General features: G+C 58.0%; 16 protein-coding genes. 2 read left to right on the top strand and 14 right to left on the bottom strand.

Annotation, left to right across the window (positions count from 1 at the left end; genetic code table 11):
* The first annotated feature begins 375 nt into the window (after positions 1-375).
* Positions 376-822 (top strand): helix-turn-helix domain-containing protein, encoded by a 447-nt coding sequence (locus INT40_RS19595; protein WP_193072050.1) that lies wholly within the window; start codon positions 376-378, stop codon positions 820-822.
* Positions 823-1,070: 248 nt separating this feature from the next.
* Here INT40_RS19595 and INT40_RS19590 read toward each other — a convergent pair whose 3' ends face one another.
* The 3 genes from INT40_RS19590 to INT40_RS19580 form a co-directional block, all read right to left on the bottom strand.
* Positions 1,071-1,595: a hypothetical protein gene (locus tag INT40_RS19590; protein ID WP_193096792.1), complete on the bottom strand. Its 525-nt coding sequence runs from the start codon at positions 1,593-1,595 to the stop codon at positions 1,071-1,073.
* A 249-nt stretch (positions 1,596-1,844) separates the two neighbouring features.
* Positions 1,845-2,246 (bottom strand): GlcG/HbpS family heme-binding protein, encoded by a 402-nt coding sequence (locus INT40_RS19585; protein ID WP_193072048.1) that lies wholly within the window; start codon positions 2,244-2,246, stop codon positions 1,845-1,847.
* Positions 2,247-2,277: 31 nt separating this feature from the next.
* A complete protein-coding gene (locus INT40_RS19580) occupies positions 2,278-3,054 on the bottom strand; it encodes an SDR family oxidoreductase (RefSeq protein WP_193072047.1) in 777 nt (258 codons plus the stop codon).
* Positions 3,055-3,154: 100 nt separating this feature from the next.
* Between INT40_RS19580 and INT40_RS19575 the strand changes: the two genes are divergently transcribed.
* Positions 3,155-3,730 (top strand): TetR family transcriptional regulator, encoded by a 576-nt coding sequence (locus INT40_RS19575; protein WP_193072046.1) that lies wholly within the window; start codon positions 3,155-3,157, stop codon positions 3,728-3,730.
* On the opposite strand, the gene INT40_RS19570 is transcribed toward INT40_RS19575, so the two are convergent.
* The 11 genes from INT40_RS19570 to INT40_RS19520 all read right to left on the bottom strand — a co-directional run bounded on the left by INT40_RS19570 (position 3,724) and on the right by INT40_RS19520 (position 19,249).
* Positions 3,724-5,211 (bottom strand): Ig-like domain-containing protein, encoded by a 1,488-nt coding sequence (locus tag INT40_RS19570; protein ID WP_193072045.1) that lies wholly within the window; start codon positions 5,209-5,211, stop codon positions 3,724-3,726. The two genes, INT40_RS19575 and INT40_RS19570, sit on opposite strands and share 7 nt — an antisense overlap.
* Positions 5,212-5,311: 100 nt before the next feature.
* Positions 5,312-5,803: a hypothetical protein gene (locus INT40_RS19565; protein ID WP_193072044.1), complete on the bottom strand. Its 492-nt coding sequence runs from the start codon at positions 5,801-5,803 to the stop codon at positions 5,312-5,314.
* Between the two features lie 37 nt (positions 5,804-5,840).
* A complete protein-coding gene (locus INT40_RS19560) occupies positions 5,841-8,213 on the bottom strand; it encodes a hypothetical protein (RefSeq protein WP_193072043.1) in 2,373 nt (790 codons plus the stop codon).
* A complete protein-coding gene (locus INT40_RS19555) occupies positions 8,210-9,949 on the bottom strand; it encodes an FtsK/SpoIIIE domain-containing protein (RefSeq protein WP_193072042.1) in 1,740 nt (579 codons plus the stop codon). The genes INT40_RS19560 and INT40_RS19555 overlap by 4 nt, the downstream gene beginning before the upstream one ends.
* 34 nt (positions 9,950-9,983) lie before the next feature.
* Complete coding sequence (locus tag INT40_RS19550) at positions 9,984-11,246, bottom strand: hypothetical protein (RefSeq protein ID WP_193096791.1); 1,263 nt, start codon at positions 11,244-11,246, stop codon at positions 9,984-9,986.
* A 143-nt stretch (positions 11,247-11,389) separates the two neighbouring features.
* Positions 11,390-14,791, bottom strand: coding sequence for an ATP-binding protein (locus INT40_RS19545; protein WP_193096790.1), 3,402 nt, complete (start codon positions 14,789-14,791; stop codon positions 11,390-11,392).
* Positions 14,792-14,817: 26 nt separating this feature from the next.
* Complete coding sequence (locus tag INT40_RS19540; RefSeq protein WP_193096789.1) at positions 14,818-15,960, bottom strand: hypothetical protein; 1,143 nt, start codon at positions 15,958-15,960, stop codon at positions 14,818-14,820.
* 3 nt (positions 15,961-15,963) lie between these two features.
* Positions 15,964-16,263, bottom strand: a complete 300-nt coding sequence (locus INT40_RS19535) for a hypothetical protein (protein WP_069600530.1) — start codon at positions 16,261-16,263, stop codon at positions 15,964-15,966.
* Between the two features lie 6 nt (positions 16,264-16,269).
* Complete coding sequence (locus INT40_RS19530; protein ID WP_193096788.1) at positions 16,270-16,896, bottom strand: hypothetical protein; 627 nt, start codon at positions 16,894-16,896, stop codon at positions 16,270-16,272.
* Between the two features lie 116 nt (positions 16,897-17,012).
* On the bottom strand, positions 17,013-17,528 hold the full coding sequence (locus INT40_RS19525; protein WP_069600532.1) for a hypothetical protein: 516 nt from the start codon (positions 17,526-17,528) through the stop codon (positions 17,013-17,015).
* A 50-nt stretch (positions 17,529-17,578) separates the two neighbouring features.
* Positions 17,579-19,249 carry a RecB family exonuclease gene (locus tag INT40_RS19520; RefSeq protein WP_193096787.1) on the bottom strand — a complete coding sequence of 557 codons (1,671 nt, stop codon included), beginning with the start codon at positions 19,247-19,249 and terminating at the stop codon, positions 17,579-17,581.
* Positions 19,250-19,647: the final 398 nt, after the last annotated feature.

The raw sequence follows: 19,647 nt of genomic DNA, 5'->3' as shown, positions 1-19,647 counted from the left end.
GTCTGCGCAAGCCGCGTGAGACAGATCAAGTGTCCACAACTTGCGGGGAACCTCAATTTTAGGTCACGCTGGGATGATTGAGGGTGTTGGTTTCTTCCCCACAAATGACTGTGTCGCCGCTGTGACCAGCGGCGACACGGTGGAGGGGATGACGGGAATCGAACCCGCTTGAAGCCTCTTTTGGCACCATATCGTTCGCTGGATTCTAGGGGTTTAACGATGTTGATGGGTTTGGAATAGCAGTTCGTTCAGCTCCATTGGCCGCATGATGCGGCCACCGTGCGGCACCCCCTTCGGGAGGGTCCCGAGTGAAGATTTTCAAAGAATTTGCGAACTTCTACGAACATGAGCCGAACTGCCGCACGTAGAGAGGGTATGAGCAAAGAATCGCAGACTTCGGTAGATGCACCCTCGCTTGAGCCCACCCACTCTCCCCTGGCCGTTATGCACACCCAGGGGCAGGACATTTACGTTCCGAATGGAATGCCGTGTGTCTATACCCCCGAGCAAGCCGCGGCCATCTTGCAGTGCGGAGTTCACTTCCTTCGCGATGGAACTCGCAATGGCGAACTGCCGCATTTGCGCATCAATCGATCTGCCGTCCGGTTCACCTCCGACGACGTCAAAGAGATCATGTCGATGTTTGCGGTCAAGCCGATGCCACAGGACGAACCGGAGCAGACAACTCCAGAGACGATGGCCATCCCCGAAACGTATGAGGACGAAGACCTTTCCGAATACCCCGGTGGAAGTCTCAAAACCAGGCGGCGGATGAAGAAGCTCATCGACGAACGCAACGCTGAGCTCGCCGCTAAGAAGTAGACGAACCCACAACAAAGGGCCTCGACACTGAAACAAGTCAGTGTCGAGGCCCTTTGTTGTGGATGGGAGATGAACTCTACAGGCGTATGCCTAGAGCTTCTTGGGCCACGCGTGCAACGTGTTCGACCCGGCCATCAATCAAGCTGCCGCCTGGTTGTTCGATCGGATTACCGCATCCATCGCAGGTCGAACCATCTGACCCGGTGACGAAGCTGGGATGGATGCGGTCACGGCTGCCGGGATTTCGCTCATGACTCCTCCTCGTCACTGTAGTCGGCATATCGGTTAGCGATAGTCGCCAATGCGAAACACGTGTTGAGGAACTGTGGGTGGAAGATCTCAACTTCAGCTTCGGAAGCCAGAGCGGAAAGGTGCTCAGACTCGTAGAGCCATGCCCCGAACGATTGTGCATTTGGTTCAAGGTTGGCAGCGTCCCTCGCCGAGGCGATCAACTCATCGCCGACTTCTGCCCTGACTTCGTCACAGTCGACGAGTTCGTTGACAGCATCGCGCACGACATCGACGGCGTGATCCACGTCGAACGTGCGAGTCACGGACTGCATGTCGGGGCCGGCCTTTTCCTCCCAGTATCCCGGATTAATGAAGGGCGAACCGTCACCGTAGATGTCTCCGTAATTGCGCGTGTTAAAGAAGCCCAGCATGTCCGTGGTTCGGCGAAAAATCAGCTGAACTCCGATGTCGCCAACAAAGGCAAGATATCCGGGCGCAGTGAAAATCTCCCAGTGCCAAGCCAACATTCCGGGCTTGCTCATACGCAGATGCCGGTAGTCTCCGTTGTCGAAAATGACTGAAAGCTCGTGATCACCAGTGTTGGCGGCAAACGTTGCCCAGTTGTGCGAATATGGATTCTGTCTTATCGCGGTCGCCATAGTGCCTCCTGGTCGAATGAAATGCGGTCGTTGAATAGAGAAGTGGGGAACCGAGATGGCTCGATTCCCCACTTGCCTGTTGACTACTTCAACGCTTCGCTCGACGTACAGTCATGCGGGCGTGGATGTTGCTTAGCTGATTGCTGTCTGGGCGATCTCAGCGTCCTGTTCCGGAGTCCCACCCGAGACTCCGAGCCCGCCGATGAGCTGTCCCTCGTCGTTGACTATCGGGACTCCCCCACCCATAAGAAGGAGCCCTCCGTTCGTGTGATCAAAGTGTGGGAGCGGCTCTCCAACCTGTAATGGCGAGTTGAGGGCCTCGCTCGGTGCTTCGAACATGACCGAGGTTCGAGACTTCGCCAGTGCAAGGTCGTTGGACGCCAGCCAAGCTCCGTCCATTCGTTGGAAGGCGACAAGATTCGCTCCACCATCGAGTACTGCAAAGACGGCGTTCAAGCCGAGATCGCGCGCCTTCTCTTGCCCAACGTCGATGATCTTGCTCGCGGCTTGCAGGGTGATTGTGGGGTGTGACATGTGATCAATTCCTTTCTGGTGATAACTGGTCTCAGGCCTTTTGCGTCCATTCAGTTTCCTGCCACTGCTTGGCGGCCGCGATGGTCTCCAGCGGTCTCATGGTCCTGTAGTCCGGGTCATCGGAGATGATTGTCTCGACCATTGCATCGACCATCTCTTGCGGGTCCGCCTGATCCGCAAGCGAGGGGCCAAAGTCGGGCATCGGGACGTGTGCGGTGTCGGCATTGTGCCACTGCACGTAGCTCTCGGCGCCAGTGTCGTTGAACCCGGTTCCGAAGACACCTGGATTGACTGTGGCGACCTTGATTCCGAATTGCTCGAGCTCGGCCTTCATCGAACCGGCGACAGCTTCGATTGCGTGCTTGGTGGCACAGTAGGCACCAAGGAATGGCACGACGAGTATCCCGCCCATGGACGATGTCCACACGATTCGACCACTGTTGCGGGCGATCATCTTCGGCACAATTGCCTGGACCAGTTCGAGGTGCCCGAACAGATTGATGTCGAACGATTCCCGTACGCGCTGAATCGGAATGTCGACGACGGCTCCGCCTTCCATGACTCCAGCGTTGAGAACGAGCACATCCACGTCGAATGTTCCTGCATGTGCGACATCGATATCGTCGAGCAGGTTGAGCTTGATGACAGTCAGCTCCACTCCAGCTGCGACAGCATCAGCACGAAGGCTGCGGACCTGGGGCCAAGTCTCAGCTGCTGCGATCACCTCGTTGCCCTGCCGGGCGAGTTCAAGTGCGGCTCCCTGACCGAATCCGCTGCTGGCGCCGGTGATGAGGATCTTCTGGGACATGGCTACTCCTTAGGTAACTATCTGGATACTTACGGACGAAAGCTTGTCACAGGACGACCCTGCCGTCAATAACCAGATGGTTACCTTTAGACTTGGGGGTATGCCACCAGATGCCACTGACACCAAGCGACGTATTCTCAGCGCAGCGCGTGCCGAGTTTGCGCAATTCGGTCTCGCTGGAGCCCGTGTGGATCGGATCGCTGACGAAGGACGGGTCAATAAACGATCGATCTACGTACATTTCGGACCGAAGGGTGACCTATTCGATCTGGTAGTAGCGACAGCGCTGACGGAGATGGCTGAGGAGGTGCCTTTCACTGCCGAAGACCTACCTGCGTATGCAGGAGCACTCTTCGATTACCTCGTTGCTCATCCGGAGATTCTGCGACTCACATCATGGGCGAACTTGGAAAGAGCCGAGGCATCGGCCGATGAGATTGAAGCCTACGCACCTAAGGTCGCCGCCCTCACTGAATTCTTTGGTGACAACGCAGTCGACGTGCTTGCTCTATTGCTTGGTCAAGTCACCGCCTGGCAGTACGCATCTTCTGCGCTTCGAGCCCACTCAAAAGATAATGAGTGGGCTACGAAACGTCTTCAGCAACACCGCGAAATACTCATGGTTTCGGTACGAGCACTAGTTGGCACCACCTCCACCGTCAATCACACCTACTGAGCCGGAGCTGACTCTTTCGCTGACGGAGTAGTCGGCACCGAGACTGGAGCAGACTTTGTTGGCTCTGGCTCGCTGGACTCATCAGACCGCTCGATGGCGATCGTCACCTTGGCTTCGGCGGTCTTTCCGCGGGAGTCAGTGAGCGAATATTTCAACGAATCGCTGGTTGAGTCTCCACCGTCTGGTGTGTAGCGGATTGAGGTGCCTTCGACGGCTGTCTGGCCATTCTTTGGAGCATCGACAATTGCGATAGTGATGTCACCGCGGAAGTCATCGTTGCCAATGACATCAATGAGCACTGATTCGTCTTTCGCTGTGTCAATGGTGGCTTCATCGTCTTCGGCAACCGGCTCAATCGGAGTGAAGACCTCGTAACTGACGCTGACACGAATGCCGTCGGCACTCTCTTCAGTTTCGACATGAACCACGACGACAGCATCCTCGCCATAGTCACGCAGGAGGTTGAACCGGTCGAGAGCTGAAGCCAACAGCTCATCGATGGCATCGCCGTCCGTGACTGTGACCTCGATCTGACCGAACGGGTCCGAGGTCTCAAAGGCGTCCTTATCCTCCGGCGCCTCGGTCACAAGAAGTGTGGTCCCAGCTTCGCCGCGCTTGTCATTGAGCCCGTTGACTACCGAATCTTCGGCCACTGGCGGGTACTGCGGGTCGGGATCTTCACCGTCGTCGTCCCCGCCACCGGTGTTGGCATTGCTATTCGCGTTGGAGTCGGAGCCGTCGCTATTGCTGGATCCGTCCGAGGAGCCAGTCGAGCCACCGTCTGAACTCGAGGCATCGGATGAAGCCTTATCGCCGCTGCTGTCATCGTTGCCGTTCTGGGCAGAATCGGACCCAGCATTCGAATCGGGATCACTGCCACTACCGCCGGAATCGTTGCTGCCGTTAGCCGAGGCTGAAGCTGTGTTGGTGCCATCGTCACCGTCCGACGAACCGCTGCCGGCATCATCGTCATCACCAGGGTTCGGGTTCGGTGGGCCTGGCGGGACGATGGGCGAACTGCCTTCGCGATCATCAGAGCCCTTGTCCCCCTCATTGCCTTTCGTGCCCTTGTCGTCTTCTTCGTCGCCATCAGAGTTGCCAGGGCCGGTCGGGTCAGGAATATAGGGCGCGTTGTCCGAAGGTGCCTGCGGCATCGCAAAAGTGTCACTGCCATCATCTGGCTGGCCACCCGAGGCATTGTCACGGCCTGGGTCACCAAACGGATTTGAAGTGTCTGACGGCTCGTTCGAGGCTGACTTATCCGTCTCGTCATCGTCGCCCCCATCACCCTCATCGGCGGGGATAGTGAAAGACGGGTTCGGCGTCTTCGAATCTGTGGCCTTCGACTGAGAAGTCGGGTCGGACAGCAGAGTATTCACGGAACAAGACACCGCTGTGACCAGCAGCGCAAGCACAATCGCAACAATTGCTCCGATCTTCACTTTCGTCGAATTGCCCTCGGAAGTCGTCTCATCAGCCATATATTCAGTGCTCCGTGTATTGATACGAAAAAGTCCCTACCCCTATCTATGCGCCGATTCTCGGCGCAGTCGATAGGTGCAGGGACTCGTTCGGCCTTCCTCAGCCGTTGTTCTCCATCACGTTGAGGATCTTCTTGCTGGCCAGAGCACGGATGACAGCCAGTTCGTTGTCGACCTCGATGATCTCAACATTGCCCGTAGGTCGTGGAGTATCGGTGTTCGGCGAGAACTGTGTGCTGGCGACGATGAGCGGGATCTCCTCATGCGTCCAGTCGATGATTCCGAAATCATCCTTGAAGCGCGAGAGCAGAATCTCCTCGTCACGCTGCTCCAGATGCTTCTGCCCGTTCTCGGCAAGATAGCCTCCGTAGATAAGTTCGGTGATGACCGGAATAACCGAATCCTCGATCAGAGAGATGCGGGCCTTGAGAGCCTCCGTGTCATCGAGGTCAGAGTAGCCGTCGATGACGAAGTCGAGGACCTCGGAGGCAGATTTGCAGCCGTGGTACTCCGTCTCCTCGGTGTCCTTGTCGAGGGTGATGACGACGAAGGGAAGTGCGGTCAGGTCGGTGTCGTTGTCGATGATTGTCATGGTGTGTCCTTCTGAGTTGAAATTGCGTTCACTAGGTCTATGCCCCATCACCTGATGTTTGTCCGCCACCTTTCGATGGGGCTGGACTCGAGCTGCTGGGCTCCGAGGACTTGGCCCCCGATGGAGACGCTGAGGCACCGGTGGACTGGCCGGATTTCGCCTTTGGTGCGGGCGCCTTCTCGGTACTCGGGCCACCGTCTGATTTCGCCGGCGCCTTCGGAACCGAGGACGGAGAATGAAGCGACTTCGGATTCGAGGCGCGTTTGGTCGTCACGCTACTCGCTTTCTCGGGAGTCTTGTCCACTGGTGCTTTTGCCACGGGTGCCTTTGGCTGTGTGGGTGGGCTCGCTGGCTTTTCCACCGTTTTCGTCGGAGCCTTAGCGACAGCCTTCTTCGGAGCCTCAGCCTTGGGTGCCGGTGCTGCCTTCCTTTTAGCAGGCTGCGTGTTGACGGCCTTCGGTGCAGGTTCAGACTTTGGCTTCTCAGCAGGCTGAGTCTCGGCGACTTTTGGTTTGCTCGACTTCTTCTTCCACCAGCTGTCGCCCGTGGAATCGACCTTCTTCTTGGCTGGCTGAGTATCGACAGATTTAGGAGCGACCGACTTCTGATCGTCATCGGACTTCTCGTCCTTGGGTGCCTCTTCACCACTGGCATCGGGCTTCTGCGACTCATCTTCATCAGTCGACTCAGGGTCCTCGACAGTCCCGTGGGCCATATCGTTCGATACCTTCTCTGAGCCCTTGCCAGGATCATCCTCGGTCGTGGATTCGTCCGAGTCCTCAGAATCCTCTTCGTCGACCGGTGAGATCGCCATATCGTTCGAGACCTTCACCATGGAATCTGGCTTCTTCTCGTCGTCATCGCCAGCTTCATCTGAAGACTTGGAATCATCAGCTTCATCAGATGAGATCTCATCAGATTCGGCCGACTTCTCATCATCGTCTGGTTTCGCATCCGCGAGCTCGGCGCTCTTGGAATTCTCAGCTGGGGCGCTGGCGTGGGCTTTGCCGTCCTCACCAATGGTGATGGTGACCTTTCCTTCAGCCTCGTCATTCTGGCCCGAGCGATTCTTGTCTCGATCCTGGGTGTGACGAACCTTGTAGGTGAACGTCACTTCTTCGCCGGGCTCATATTCCGAGGCGTCGAAGGTGATCTCACCGGAATTGGCATCCCACGTCAGACCTTTGACGTCGTCGCCGGTGACTTCGGTAACTTCACCGTCGAGGACCTTGTCGTTCTTCGTCAGGTCATCAAACGTCAGCTTCACCGACGAACCTGCATCGACACTGTAGTGGTCATCTTCTGCCCCCGGTGGCTTGAGGCGATACTCGGTGATCGTCATGGTCGACTTCTCACCATCGCCGACACCATAGAGAGTCAGATCATCGGCATTCGGGTAATTCTTGAGGAACTCCCGCTTCTGCGCGAAGTCCATTTCCGACCACACTCCAAGTGGTGTGCCGTCAGCATCGGTGACCACGATGTCTTTGGACTCGTGCTTCTCATACAAGTCAGCATCCGGGTCTTCGGTTGAGAACTTGTCCGGGGTGGTGAATGGTGAGTCGCCACGCTTGTCGTTGATGAAGTCAACGAGGTCTGCGACGTCGACGGGGCCATGTCCGTCATCACCACCATCGTCTCCGCCATCACCGTCTCCGGGGTTATCCGATCCATCGCCGTCGTCACCTCCGCCGTCATTGCCTCCGCCATCGCCAGGGCCAGGATCTTCGCCGTCAGAGCCGCCCCCGTCTCCAGGGGTGTCTCCTCCGTTGCCAGGCTCGTCGGTCCCGCCACCGGGGTTGTCGTCGGACCCATCAGAGCCGCCATCACCGGGGTTGTCGGTCCCGTCTCCGGGTGTGTCGTCAGAACTGTCGTCGCCAGGCTCATCGCCTGCATTTGAGTCGGACCCACCGTTGTCGCCGGGTGGCTGCGACACGTCGTCAGGATCTTCGGTTGTGCCGCCGCTGTCTTGATCCTTAGCGCCACGCTTATCGTCTGACTTATCTTCTGACTTATCGTCTTCTTTGTCCTCGGTCTTTGGACCAGTTGGATCCGGGAGCTCTGGTAGACCTGAGTTGGTGTCTGGCAGGGCGTAGTTCTGCTGACCGGGCTCGTCACCATGTTCTGGTCCGTACCTGCCATCATCACCGTCGTTACGGTCGGGCAGCCTCGACGTATCACTGGGATCGTGTGGGGCCGCCCGGTTGTCCTCGCCATCACTCGATGGGCTCTTGGTCGGCTCATCATCGGCGTTGATCGTGTATTTCGGCTTGTAGTCGCCACTGTCGGACTGGGCCTGCTCGTCATTGACCTGCTCGCTGATGGCATATCCACCGGCGAGTACGACGGCGAGGCTGGCAGCAGCGGCCGCGCCAAGGACGGCCTTGCGTTTCCTGTTGTTTTCTTTCACTGGTTTTCTCCGCTCATCTCGTCAGCGTCGCCTTTGCGCACTGACAGTCGTTTTTGCTTGTTCGCGTATTCGAAAGGTGTCATCTTCTCCCCGGTTTCAGGGTCGATCATGGCTTCGGCCTCCATCTTCTTGCGACGCTTGGCGGTCTCGTCCCCGTCGTCGGACGGGCCTGAGGTGGGGACAAACTGCTCCATCGTGGCCCGTGTCGGTCTCTGCCCCTCGAAAGTGGGCACTCCAAACTTCTTGAGGAAGTCTCCAAGCTCTTGTGTCGAGGCGTAGTAGGGCTTGAACACGCACGCTTCGTCACCTTCGTTGGCAGCCGTCCCCACGCCCTTGCCCACCTTGGCGTTGGACCTGATGTGCTCGGGCACTTTCGGCACCGCGGCAGGGTCGGGGAATACCAGCTTTCGGTTGCCTTCGGTGGGGTTCACGCCGAGGAGGATCTTGTTCTGATGATTCGTCCTCAGCGCCGTGCCGATTCCGGTATCAGTCGAGGCAACTTGGGAGGAAAGAACCAGTTTGATGCCCACGAACCTCATCTCGGCAGCAGTCTTCGAGTACTTCAGTTTCAAGATCTCTTTCGCAGTGTTCGCGTCCTGAGCCTCAATCCGCATGGGATGATCCTTTTCGAGGCCCTTGGGCACTGTCTCCAGCGCCCACAGACCGGTGACCTCGTCCATGATGAGGAAGATGGGCCGCATCTTGGCGGCCTCTTGAGCATCGGCTGGGAGCTGGGTCCAGTTCTGCACTCCGTACTCTTTGAGTACCTTCGCCCTCTTGTCGCCTTCGGCGTAGATCTTCGACATCACGGCGGCTGCCTCGTCGATCGATTCGCACCCCCACCCTTCAGGGCGGACGTATTTCTTGCACCACTCGAAATCGACAGCTTTCGCCGGGGTGTCGATGATGGCCAGCTCTGCACCTCGGGCGAGAACTCCGGCGACGATGTCATTGAGGAAGACCGATTTTCCTGAGTTACTCGTTCCGCCAACTTGAGAATTCATCCCTGATTCGAAATCGATGATGAAGGTTTCTCCATGCTTCTCCCCCGGTGCCGGCAGGCGCTCACCCAGTGGAATCTTCGCCCACTCTTTCGACCCAGGTGCGAACGCAGTGACCTTGGCATCAGTGGGATACGGGATCAGCTGGGAGAAAGTCGGCGGGTCCGAGGGGATGATGGAAGCTTCGAGGGAACGAGGGTCAATGCGGGTGAACCAACCGGGCCCGCCGACAATGTCTGTCGCGACTTCTTCAAGCTTCTCGTCGTGCTTGGACGGCGTGTAGGAATCTGGCAGCTCAAGATCGTATCCACCATCAGATCGGGTGGTGATGACAATCGCCCAGGGTTGGACGCCGAGGGCGTTGGCAACAGCGCCTCGGGCGCGCTTGGTGGCCTTGTCGAACTTCTGCATGGTGGCTCGGCCAGGTTTGAGGAATGGTTCGAACTTCGTCAGGTAGTAACCGGGTTTCATCTTCTCGAACCGAGCGGCAATAGCTGGGGCATCTGACATCTTTGTGCCGTTGGCCAGTTCAAGAACGACAGTCTCACCCTCATCGTTCATCGATGTCATCGAGGTGTGACGTACGGCGACAAGGCGCCACCGCTGTTTGTCGATGTGACTGATCGACCAATCGCTGCCGAGTTCTTCCTTGACCTTGCGCTCCATAATGGCGGCGTGTTTAGCCGGGTCGAACTTAGCGGGGAGTTTGAGTTCCTTCGTGTTGGGGTTGCTCACAAGCCTGCCTTCATCGTGGTGTCTCTTTATCTATCTATGCGCAAAGTTGCGTCTCAGTCGGTCCCTCGTCTTCTCCGATGACTTCGGCGAAGTTTTTCGAGAGGTTGTCACGGTGATAGGCCTCCTCCCAGATGTCGATGAGCACGCCGGTGATTTCCTCGACCGTCTCGCCCAGCGGCTGCCCGGAGAGGTCGATGACCTGCTGGCACAGCGTGTTGAACTCTCCCGCCAGAATCTGGGGTTTCGCATGGATGTCCTCGTCCCCGTTGATCGAGTTCCACAACGGCGAATGCCTGGATGCGGGTTCGCACTCCTTGGCAAGGAACGAGTCGAAGAGGTCCTTCGACAGCTTCTTCCACTGCGTCGAGTCGTTGGAGGTGACCATGTTCTTCAGATTTGACTGCATCGCCTTCACAGCCGTCTTGGCTGGGATGAGCAACTGCATGACGGCCGCCTCGGCGACAACGGCGATATGTTTGGCCCCGGCTGACGTGAGCAGACGCTTCACGTCTGTAAAGCTCAGGTCATCCCACAGTGCCAATAGGTCGTCGCCGATGTCACTGGGGATCTCGCGGCCCTGAATGAGGTCATAGAAGGCCAGCAGTGACCGGTGTGCCAGTTTCGGCTCTTCCCTCAGGCGAGCCAGAATGGCCAGTCTTTCCGCGGCGTCAGCGGGTCTAACAAGTGGTGGGAGGTGGAGTTTGCGATGAAGAAACTGGGCGCAGACGTAGATGCGCTCTTCGCGAGACCGGTAGCGCTTGAGGAAGCGTTCGCTCTGGTCGGCGAACTCTTCGAAGACATCGGCTTCGGGTTCGAGGCTCTTCAGCGCTTCGGTCTCCACTTTGGGCGTGGAGGTGAACATCGGCTCCGGCTCCTGATTGTCCGCGAAGTACTCGCCGACGGACTCGACAGGGCAGTAGCGGTCTTGGACGATGCGGTGTTTCTTCTCCAATGCGGGCTTTGCAGAGAGCATCATGCCAAAGACCCAACTGGAGAACTTGCGCCCGTCGGCCTTGTTGAAGTCGTAGAAGACGGCATCGTTGAGCAGCTTGTCGAGGACCAGGTCTCGACCCGAATCGGCGAGGTCCACCATGTCTTGGGTCGACCGGGCACGAAAGTGATAGCTGATCTGTGCACCGACGTCGGAGCTTACGAAGATCTCAGCAACCTGCCGGCGACCGGCGTCTTCGGGCAGGTCGCCCGAAAGTACGGCCTGGCCAATTGCGGCGATTTCCGCATCGGCCTGAGCGCGGCTGAGCTTTCGTCCGAGAGGCTGCGTAGCTGTCTGTGTCGTCATACTCTCTATAGAGTTCGCTGACAGTCGTGGCTACTCAGGTTCGGAAATTCTCATATATTCCGAGGTCAACGGCCTGCAAGACCATGCTGACGGTGATTCGGGCACTCGCACTTCACCTGTGTTGCGGAGGGCCGAATCAGGCCTCAGACGGCCATCTTGGACACGTCTCGCTGATGAAGTCGTTCGTTGCGGCGTGCAATATCGAGTGGATTAGTCGAGATCAACTCGAAGAACTCGGAAGGAATGTTGATCTCCGTCGGCACTGCACGTTCACCCGACAGGTCGGCGTAGAGGGCCACCGCACCGCGAATGACTTCTCCCGCCTCATCTTCACCTCCCTCACGCAGAGCCTTGAGCGAATTGAAGTTCGGGATGAGCTGACCGCCATTGCTGATGTGATCTTCGGCCGTGATGCGCCCGATCCTCTCCTCAGTGGGCTCGAGATTGAACAACTGACAGGCCAGTCGCGCCTCGGTCTCATCCTTGATATGCATGATGAGACCGCGCGAAATGTAACCACTCAGACCCGCATCGACGGCGTCTTTGACTCTCTGGGAGCACAAGATCGGCAGAACCTCCTGACTTCGAGCCAGGCGACCAAGTCGCTCGACCTCCGAGGCTGAGGATTGCAGGAACGTCCACGCCTCATCAAGGTGAAGGACTCCCCCGCGTCCGGTCAGGGCCATAGCCGATCCGTAGACCATCATGCGCACCAACGCCATCGCCGCACGCTGTTGCATACTCTGTGGGTCATGACCTGGCTGAGGTAGGTCGAGGTGGGATTCTCCGACTTTGATCAATGTCGTTCCCTCAGCAACACCCAGCGGCGCCGTTGTGGGGTCCATCCCGATGACCGACCGGATTGCCGGGGAGTGCGTCGCCTGACGAATACGGGAGATAATTTGGATGAAGTCCTCACTGTCTCGATCGGTGTGAGCGAGTTCGCCCAGATTAGCTTCGACGAAACTCAGCGCCTGCCCCGTACATTGGGCGCCATTGTCGACGCCGAACAGCAGGCCCCTGTTGAGAAGAACCTCGTAATCATCGGCATCGCGGCCGAAAGGGTTGATCTGCAAGATCGCTGAAGCGGCAAGATCGGCAGCTGACTGGACGGAACCAGCCTCACCCTTATCGGTGTTCTGCTTCATCATGAACCGGATCGGGTCAAAGACACCGTCGGACTTGGATATGTCATCCAAGCTTGCAATCTGACCACCGGAGGCCAGCACCGCCTGCGAATGGTCTGAACCTGTGTTGTGGGTGACGAGGAAGCCGCCTGTCAGGTACGAGTGGTCGGGAGAATCAACGGAGATGCATTGGACGGGTTCGTAGTCGACTTCGGAGATCGAGACCACTGGCATCGCGCGCTCGGAGTCTGGGACAGACTCGGGAAGAGCCGAGCCGTCGTCGGTGAGCACGTTCAGTGTTCTATCGGCGACGAATGTGATCGCCTCGTCGGTGGTGAAGACGCGGTATCCGAAGGTGCGAATGAAGTCGACGAGATCGTCTTTGGCCACGCTGGCCGTCATATCAATGGTGACTCGACCACTGCCGGCGACTGTGCCCAGCCGCGCGAGGATTGGTGCGAAGAGACTCTGACGTTGGGCAATGCTGGAGCGGTGGTAAGCAGCCGGAATCATGCGTGATTCAGGACTGCGTGCTGCCATTTCTGGCCAAACGGCAGAGACGGTGTCACCGACATCATCACCGGCGATCCAGGAGCCGAGAGTCTTCGGTTCGACGGGCAGGTCAGTCTCGCGGCCAACGAGTGGTTCTGGCATCGGCAGGCAGATGTCACCAGTGGCGAACGGATGCTCCCCATATTCAGTCAGGATCTGCGATGTGGTCATGACTCGACGGTTGCCGCCGTCAACGATGATCCACCGGTGCGCACCGTCGGCGATGGTGGACTGTCCATCGCCCGTGTGGACGCGGTAGACGGTGGTTTCGTCTTCAGTGAAGATCTTCGACTTCGAAGTCACCTGGTGAACATTGCCGGTGGAGTCGATGATCTCGTCGCCGGGCTGGAGTTCTGCAATCGTCTTGCACCCGGAAGGTGTGACAATCGGAGTGTTCACTCCAAGGGCTTTGGGGTCGATGATGATGTTGGGACGCTTCATCAAAGAGAACTGGTGAGCCAACCACAGAAGCAGCAAACTTTTTCCTGAGCCAGTCGCGCCCGGCACGAGCGCCACGGGAAGTCCGTCCTTATTCGACGCCGCGGTGGGCGAAAGATAGGCCATGCGCGAGTCACGTTCGGTCAATCCCACGCTGGCACCTGACTTGTCGCCGACGCGCGAGAGGTCGTTGATTCCCGAGGCGGCGATGGTCGTCATCGGCAGCTCTTGAGCGTAAGGGTTGGCACGCACTGACGAGCCCAGCCAGGTCTCAGCCATGGCCTGCGGTTGGCGATTGATCATCGGATTGAGCTCGACGATGGAATCGTTGCCCATGAGCGAGAAGTCCTTTTTGCCCGAGAACCCGACCACGATCGAGCAATCGACGATTGTCGCCGGCGCCCCGCGTCCGGCATAGGCGCCTTCCATCGATTGGAGCATCCCATGATGCTCTTCCTCATCAGCCTGGCTCATCGCTCCTTGTTCCTGGCGTTCCTTGATGTCCTCCATGTACTTCTTGCGGTTGCGACGCAATTCAGACCGCGTCTGCTTCGCCGGTTCGATCCGGCCCGAAATCGAGACCACCAGGGCACCGGACTGAGTCAGCTGGGATGCCCATGAGGCTTCTGGACTGATTGCGGTGAACTTGTCCGTCGGTTCGATGTCGACTGATGAAACAGCCGCGAAGCTGACGGAAAACTGTCCTTGCATTCTTGGCCACTTCGAGCAGTCATCAAGGCCGGCACGATCGGCAATAGCCATCGAATCGGTGTCGGAGAAGACATGCAGGTGGTCAGAGTGAGGCATGAACGGGGTATCTGAATGGGATCCGTGATTCCACCAGGCATCGAGGATGCGCATCTCGCCTTCGTCTGGGGCGACCAAACCTGCTCGGTGAAGGGCGTTGGAGACGATGGCTGCATCTCGGTCGAAGTCTTCTAGAGGGATACCACCTGTGACAAAGGATTGCCACGCCGAATCCATAGCGCCCTTGATATCGCGGCCTGCACCCAGCGAATCAACGAGCTTCACGGCCATGACGCAGATCTTCTCGCGCACAACCTTGTCACCGAACCACTCGTTGAGCTTTGACCGAATGGGGTGATCTTTCGGTGCTCGATAGAGGACTGGAGTGTTGATCGACAGGAACTTCACGACACGGTATCCGGACTTGTTCAGTGCCCGATTCTTCCCAAACGTCGCAGTGATGTGAGCGAGCTCCTGCGTGGCATTCATGATCGGCACACCCGCGGCGTAGCGCTCTTCATCGGACTTCGCATCCGTCATGGGCATGAGAGGGATTTTGCGCACCAGCCACACGCCGTCATTGATTGTGCGAATGCGCCCGTCCCTGTATCGGGACTTGATTGCAGTCGGCCACAGCGGTGACTGGGCAACTTCCAGGGCATTCATCTTCTTCTTCGCCATGAGTCTCTCCTCGTTGTCGCGTCTAGTTACTGATTGCCGTCAGCGTCGGCATCGGAGGCAGAGTCCTCACCGTCTGGCAGTGGTGCTACGTCATCGCCGGGCTGGTCACCGGACGAATCTTCACCGGTCGTGTCGTCGGATCCGTTGGCGTCATCACCGCGGACAATCTGGTCGTTCATTCCGGTGACAGCGTTGCCATACTTCTTCAATTCCTGCCCCTCTCCGGGACCGCCCCAGGCGACGACTTTCGGTGAACCCGATTGAGCGTCGGTGATGAGCAGGTCATAAGTCAGTACAGGCATCTGAGCGGACTGGTCAGTGGCACTTGCGCCGGTGCTGGCCCATGTCGGTGTGATCTCGACTCGAGCCAGCATCGTGGGTCCAGGGACGTCATCTCCGTCTTCGTTTTCGGTAAAGAACGCCGAATTGGTGACTTCGACCTCAGCGGACTCCACACCCGCTAGCGGCAAGTAGACGTGAGATTCGTTCTGATCTCCGACGATCTGGCGCAGCTCGTCACTGTTTCCGGAGACGAACGCTTTCTGCCAGGACACGATCGCCGTGTTGACCGAGTCGGGGACGTTGCCCGAGTCAGTCATCCCCGGCCACGGAGAGTCGGGTTGAAAATCGGTTTCAGTGATCGGCCGCGGCATGAGGGAGGGGTCGCCGATGATGTGCGGACCTGTTGATTCGTCGATGGCAACCTGCACGTCGACCCGGTACAAGGCGTTGTCTGGACCTTCGACGCTGAAGTGGTGGCGTTCAACGCTGTAGGTCGGCGGCTTGTAGCTGGACTTATTCTTCTCCTCGTCGTTGACTTCGGGGAACGGAACGTCGGTGTAACCGTCCCAGCCTAAGAATTTGCCTTGCGGCAGGGGTGAGGGTTTCTCGGCCAGCCAGCTTTGGACTTCGGAGACGGCGACGGCTTTGCCCTCAGTAGTCAATGTCGGCTCAATAGGGTCCGGCTGTTCGGGGATGAGCGCCAGGCTGCCGAAGGCCGCACAGGCAGCGACGATCGCTGCAACTGGTGAGTATTGCGCCGCTACACGCAGTCGGCGGTACTTCTTGGACTGTTGGACGAGGTCTTCATCGCCTCGGGGCAGGCTTGCGGCTTCCTCGGCCATGTCGAGGAACGGATCGTGCTCGTCCTTTTTCTTGAAAAGTCCCATGTCTTAGAGTCCTTGCATCCGTCGCATGTAGGTGCGTTCGGCGGCTTTGGCGACGCCGGGGTCGTGGTCGGTCATCAGGAAATCGAGAGTGTCGTCGGGGGTAGCGGCGTCAGCAGCCAGGGCGGTGCGCACGAGTCCGAACGGGTGTTGGGTCAGACGCTCAAGGCAGGTGTCACAGTAGGCGGCACCGTCATCGGTTTTGCGAAAACAGGGCTTCCAGCATTTGCGGCATTCACCAGGCAGATGGTGGGCGTGCTGTTCCGGTACGACTTCCAGCGGCCGCCAACTGTGACACCTCGACATGAACTATTAGGCCTTCTTCATGAGGTCTGCGACGGCAGTGAGCGTGAGCATATCGTCGTCGGAGACGTCCTTGGAGATGATCTTTGCGATCTGGATGGCCGCGGGAGCGATGCCGGCAGGCAGAGAACCTTCAGCCTTGCCGAGATCACCCAGCAGCGACCACAGAGCCTTGAGACGGTCTTTGCCCAACGCGGTGGCGTTGGCAGACATCTCAATGGCGTCGGCCTCCATCAGGTCTTCGAGGTCAGACATCGGCTGATTGGTCTTGCGCGAGTCACCCGTCAGAATCGTCACGACCAAACCTTCAACATCAGCCTCGTCTTTGCTCAGCAATGAGGCCGCGACGTGGCGCACATCGTCTTCAGCGCCCTGGACGTCGAGCATCTTGCGCACGGTACGGCGAATGAGGGTCTTATCGCGGCCCTTCGACTGCGCCTGAGTCCGCGCCTTGGACTTGCCAGAATCCGCGTCCTCGTCGCTCTCACCGAGGTCGAGTGCCTCGTCATCTAAGTGCTCGGGCTCGGCCGTCGCCTCTTCGACGTTGTCTTCGGTGTCGGTCATGTCGGTTTCAACGTCTTCGACGATTTCGTCAGCATTGGTGGTCTCGTCTGCCATCCACGCGGTGTCAGTCACTGCGGTCTCCTCTTCGTTGTTGGGCGCCAAATGCGCTGCTACTTGTATCTATGCGCAAAGACCGCCGATGAGTCGCACAGTGGACGAATCGGCGGTCTTTGATCGGCGTTGGCGGCCTACTCGTCGAACTCTCGTGCCTCACCGAGATCTTTGATGTCGACGAGAATGCGGAAGTCGCGGCCAGAGCCGTCAGTGGCAGATTCCATGTATTTGAACACCAACACACGGCGGCCAATGAGCGATCGGGCCTTCGATGCCATGGGGCGTCCGCCGTCATCGAACCTGTCGGTGCGCACCGTCTCTGAGCCTTCGGGGTTCTTCTTCGACGGTTTCGTCTCTAGGGTCACAATTGCTCGGTTCGACGACTTCTCCTTCTTGACCTCGACAACATTGGCCACATATTTCACTGCCTCAGACAGACGACCTACGGCCTTGACCACGGGTGATTGGTCGTCATTGATCAGCGAGTAGATGAGCCGGGCGTTCTCGCCGACCCGACCGACCCAGTTCTCTTCGGTCTCTTCGACGAGTGTGACCTCATCGCCGTCTTCGACTTCTTCGACTTTGCGGGGGCCGGTGGCATTAATTGCTGCAATGACGAGCGGCTGGAGGTCTGCGGTGGCTTCACTCATGGTTTGTTCCTTCGTGTGTTGTGGTTGTCTAACTTGATCGGGATGGGTTTTCAGTCGTCGAACATGGCTGATTCGTCAAAGGCTTCGTCATCGATGTCGTCGAATGGCACATCAGTATCGATCGCCTCGTCTTCGCCGGATTCGGTCTCGTCTTCGGTCTCGGTCTTGGTGGCGTCGTCTGCTTCCTCGTCGGCCTCTTCCGGGGCACCTCCCTCGGTGTCGGTCTCGTCTTCGGCTACAGGCTCGGCGCTCTCGCCGTTGTCGGAGGTGAACAACACCCACCCGCCAGGCTTGATTGCGTCGTCATTGATGGCCTCGGTCGTGGCGATGATGCCGACGCTGGCATTGACCAGCCGGGTCTCCCAGGACTGCCAGTCGCCCGCGCTGGCACCGAACGGAATGGGCATCTCGTGATCAAGAAGGCGCCACATGGTCAGGCGCACCAGGCTGTTCAGACCCGATCCCCATTGCGCACCGTCGTGACCGGCCAGACCTGACTCGATACGAGCGATGAGGTTGACCAGAGTCGATGACAGTGCGCGGATATTCTTCTTGTTCACTGCGTATCCGGCAGCATTGAGGTGCTGAACTGAGTTGGTGACAACACCGGCGATACCACCGGCAGCCCACGAGTTGGGGTTGAGACGTCCCTTAACTTCGGCTTCCCAGGGCTTGTCTTCTGGCCAACGTGTCATTGTGCTCTCTCCTGTCTGGTGAATGTCTTCACTTACAACAGAGTCCGCCTCAGCAGTTGGCTCACTTAGGACCCCTTCGGCTTCGGATTCGTCGGTTTCTACGGGTTCTTCGGCCACGTTCGGATAGACGGCGACTGCATCGGGCTCGACCTGCGGCACGCCGACTGCATCTGCGTCGGTGACCTTTGATGCAGGGCAGATTCGCGCCAGGGGGCAGTAGGCGCACAAGCCAGATGGGGTGGTTACAAACGTGGCTTCATCGGAGCATTCGCCCAATTCTTCCCAGGTATCGACGAAGAGCCGCTCGGTCTTCTTCAACTTCGGCGCGCTCATGGCCACACGCTGAGCTTTGGAGTATTTCGTATAGAGAACGAACGCATTCTCGATCTCTTGATCGAAGAGCTTCGCACCGGCCAAGGCGTAGATGCGCAGCTGGTCGCCGTGCGGGTCTCCAAAGATCGACGATGACTTCTTCTGCTTGCCGGTCTTGTAATCGACGACTCGGAGTTCGTCGTTGATTCGGTCAACACGGTCGATGAAACCCACGACCGGCACGCCAGAGATGTCGACATCGCTGAGTTTGGCTTCGGTGGAGAAGACATTGACGGCTTCGGGATCTTCGATGTCAAAGATCCCTCGGTAGGCCGTGTGGACTTCTCCCTGGACAGTGGCCCTCACCGCAGCCTTCTCTGATTCGCTCGCGTGCGCGAAGTCGAACCCGTTGATATTGACTGTCGACAGATCAACTCCGCCAACGTGCTTGGCTGCAAATTCTGTGGCTTTGAACACTGTTCTCTCCGGGCCAGGGAGGCCGTAGAGATCTTCGAGGACCGAATGGGCGACAGTTCCAATGGATGAAGCTGTCAAAGCAGACTCGTCGCGCGGGACGATCTTCTCGATGGCGAACCGTGCCTGGCACCCATTGCCGGCCAGCGCGTTCATTGTCGACGGTGACATGGCCTTACGTCGGACCTTGTCATCGACGAGCTCCTGGTCGATTTCAAGACGGTCGCCGACGAATGCCATCCGCCCTTTCGGAATTATGGCCGTTTGGTCGTTCTCTTGATTGCTCACACTCTGTATATGCCTCGAAGACCTTGATGTGTCGGCGCATGAAACAGGGGTCAGGCCTCCCCTTATCCGGAGAAAGTCTGACCCCTGTTGGCCGTAAATCACTGGCTACGTCACAGCGTCGAGTTCAGCGTCTCCAAAGGTACTGGCACCGTGGAGAAGCGCCGCCCGTTGATCATGACCTGCACCGACCACCGTTTAGTCCCAGAATCAGCGGTCATTCGCTTGGGTATGCCCTTAACCGGCTCTTCGTAAACGAGAGTGTAGGCCGATGAATTTCAAACAAGGCGAGTCGCTACCCGGATAGACGTCGAGGTCTTCCGATGATGGAAGTTCTCACACTGCCCATCCGA

This window comes from Brevibacterium sp. FME17, from assembly GCF_014897515.1.
Taxonomy (GTDB): domain Bacteria; phylum Actinomycetota; class Actinomycetes; order Actinomycetales; family Brevibacteriaceae; genus Brevibacterium.
Note: the sequence above shows the minus strand (reverse complement) of the source record. Positions and strands in the feature narration are given on the sequence as shown.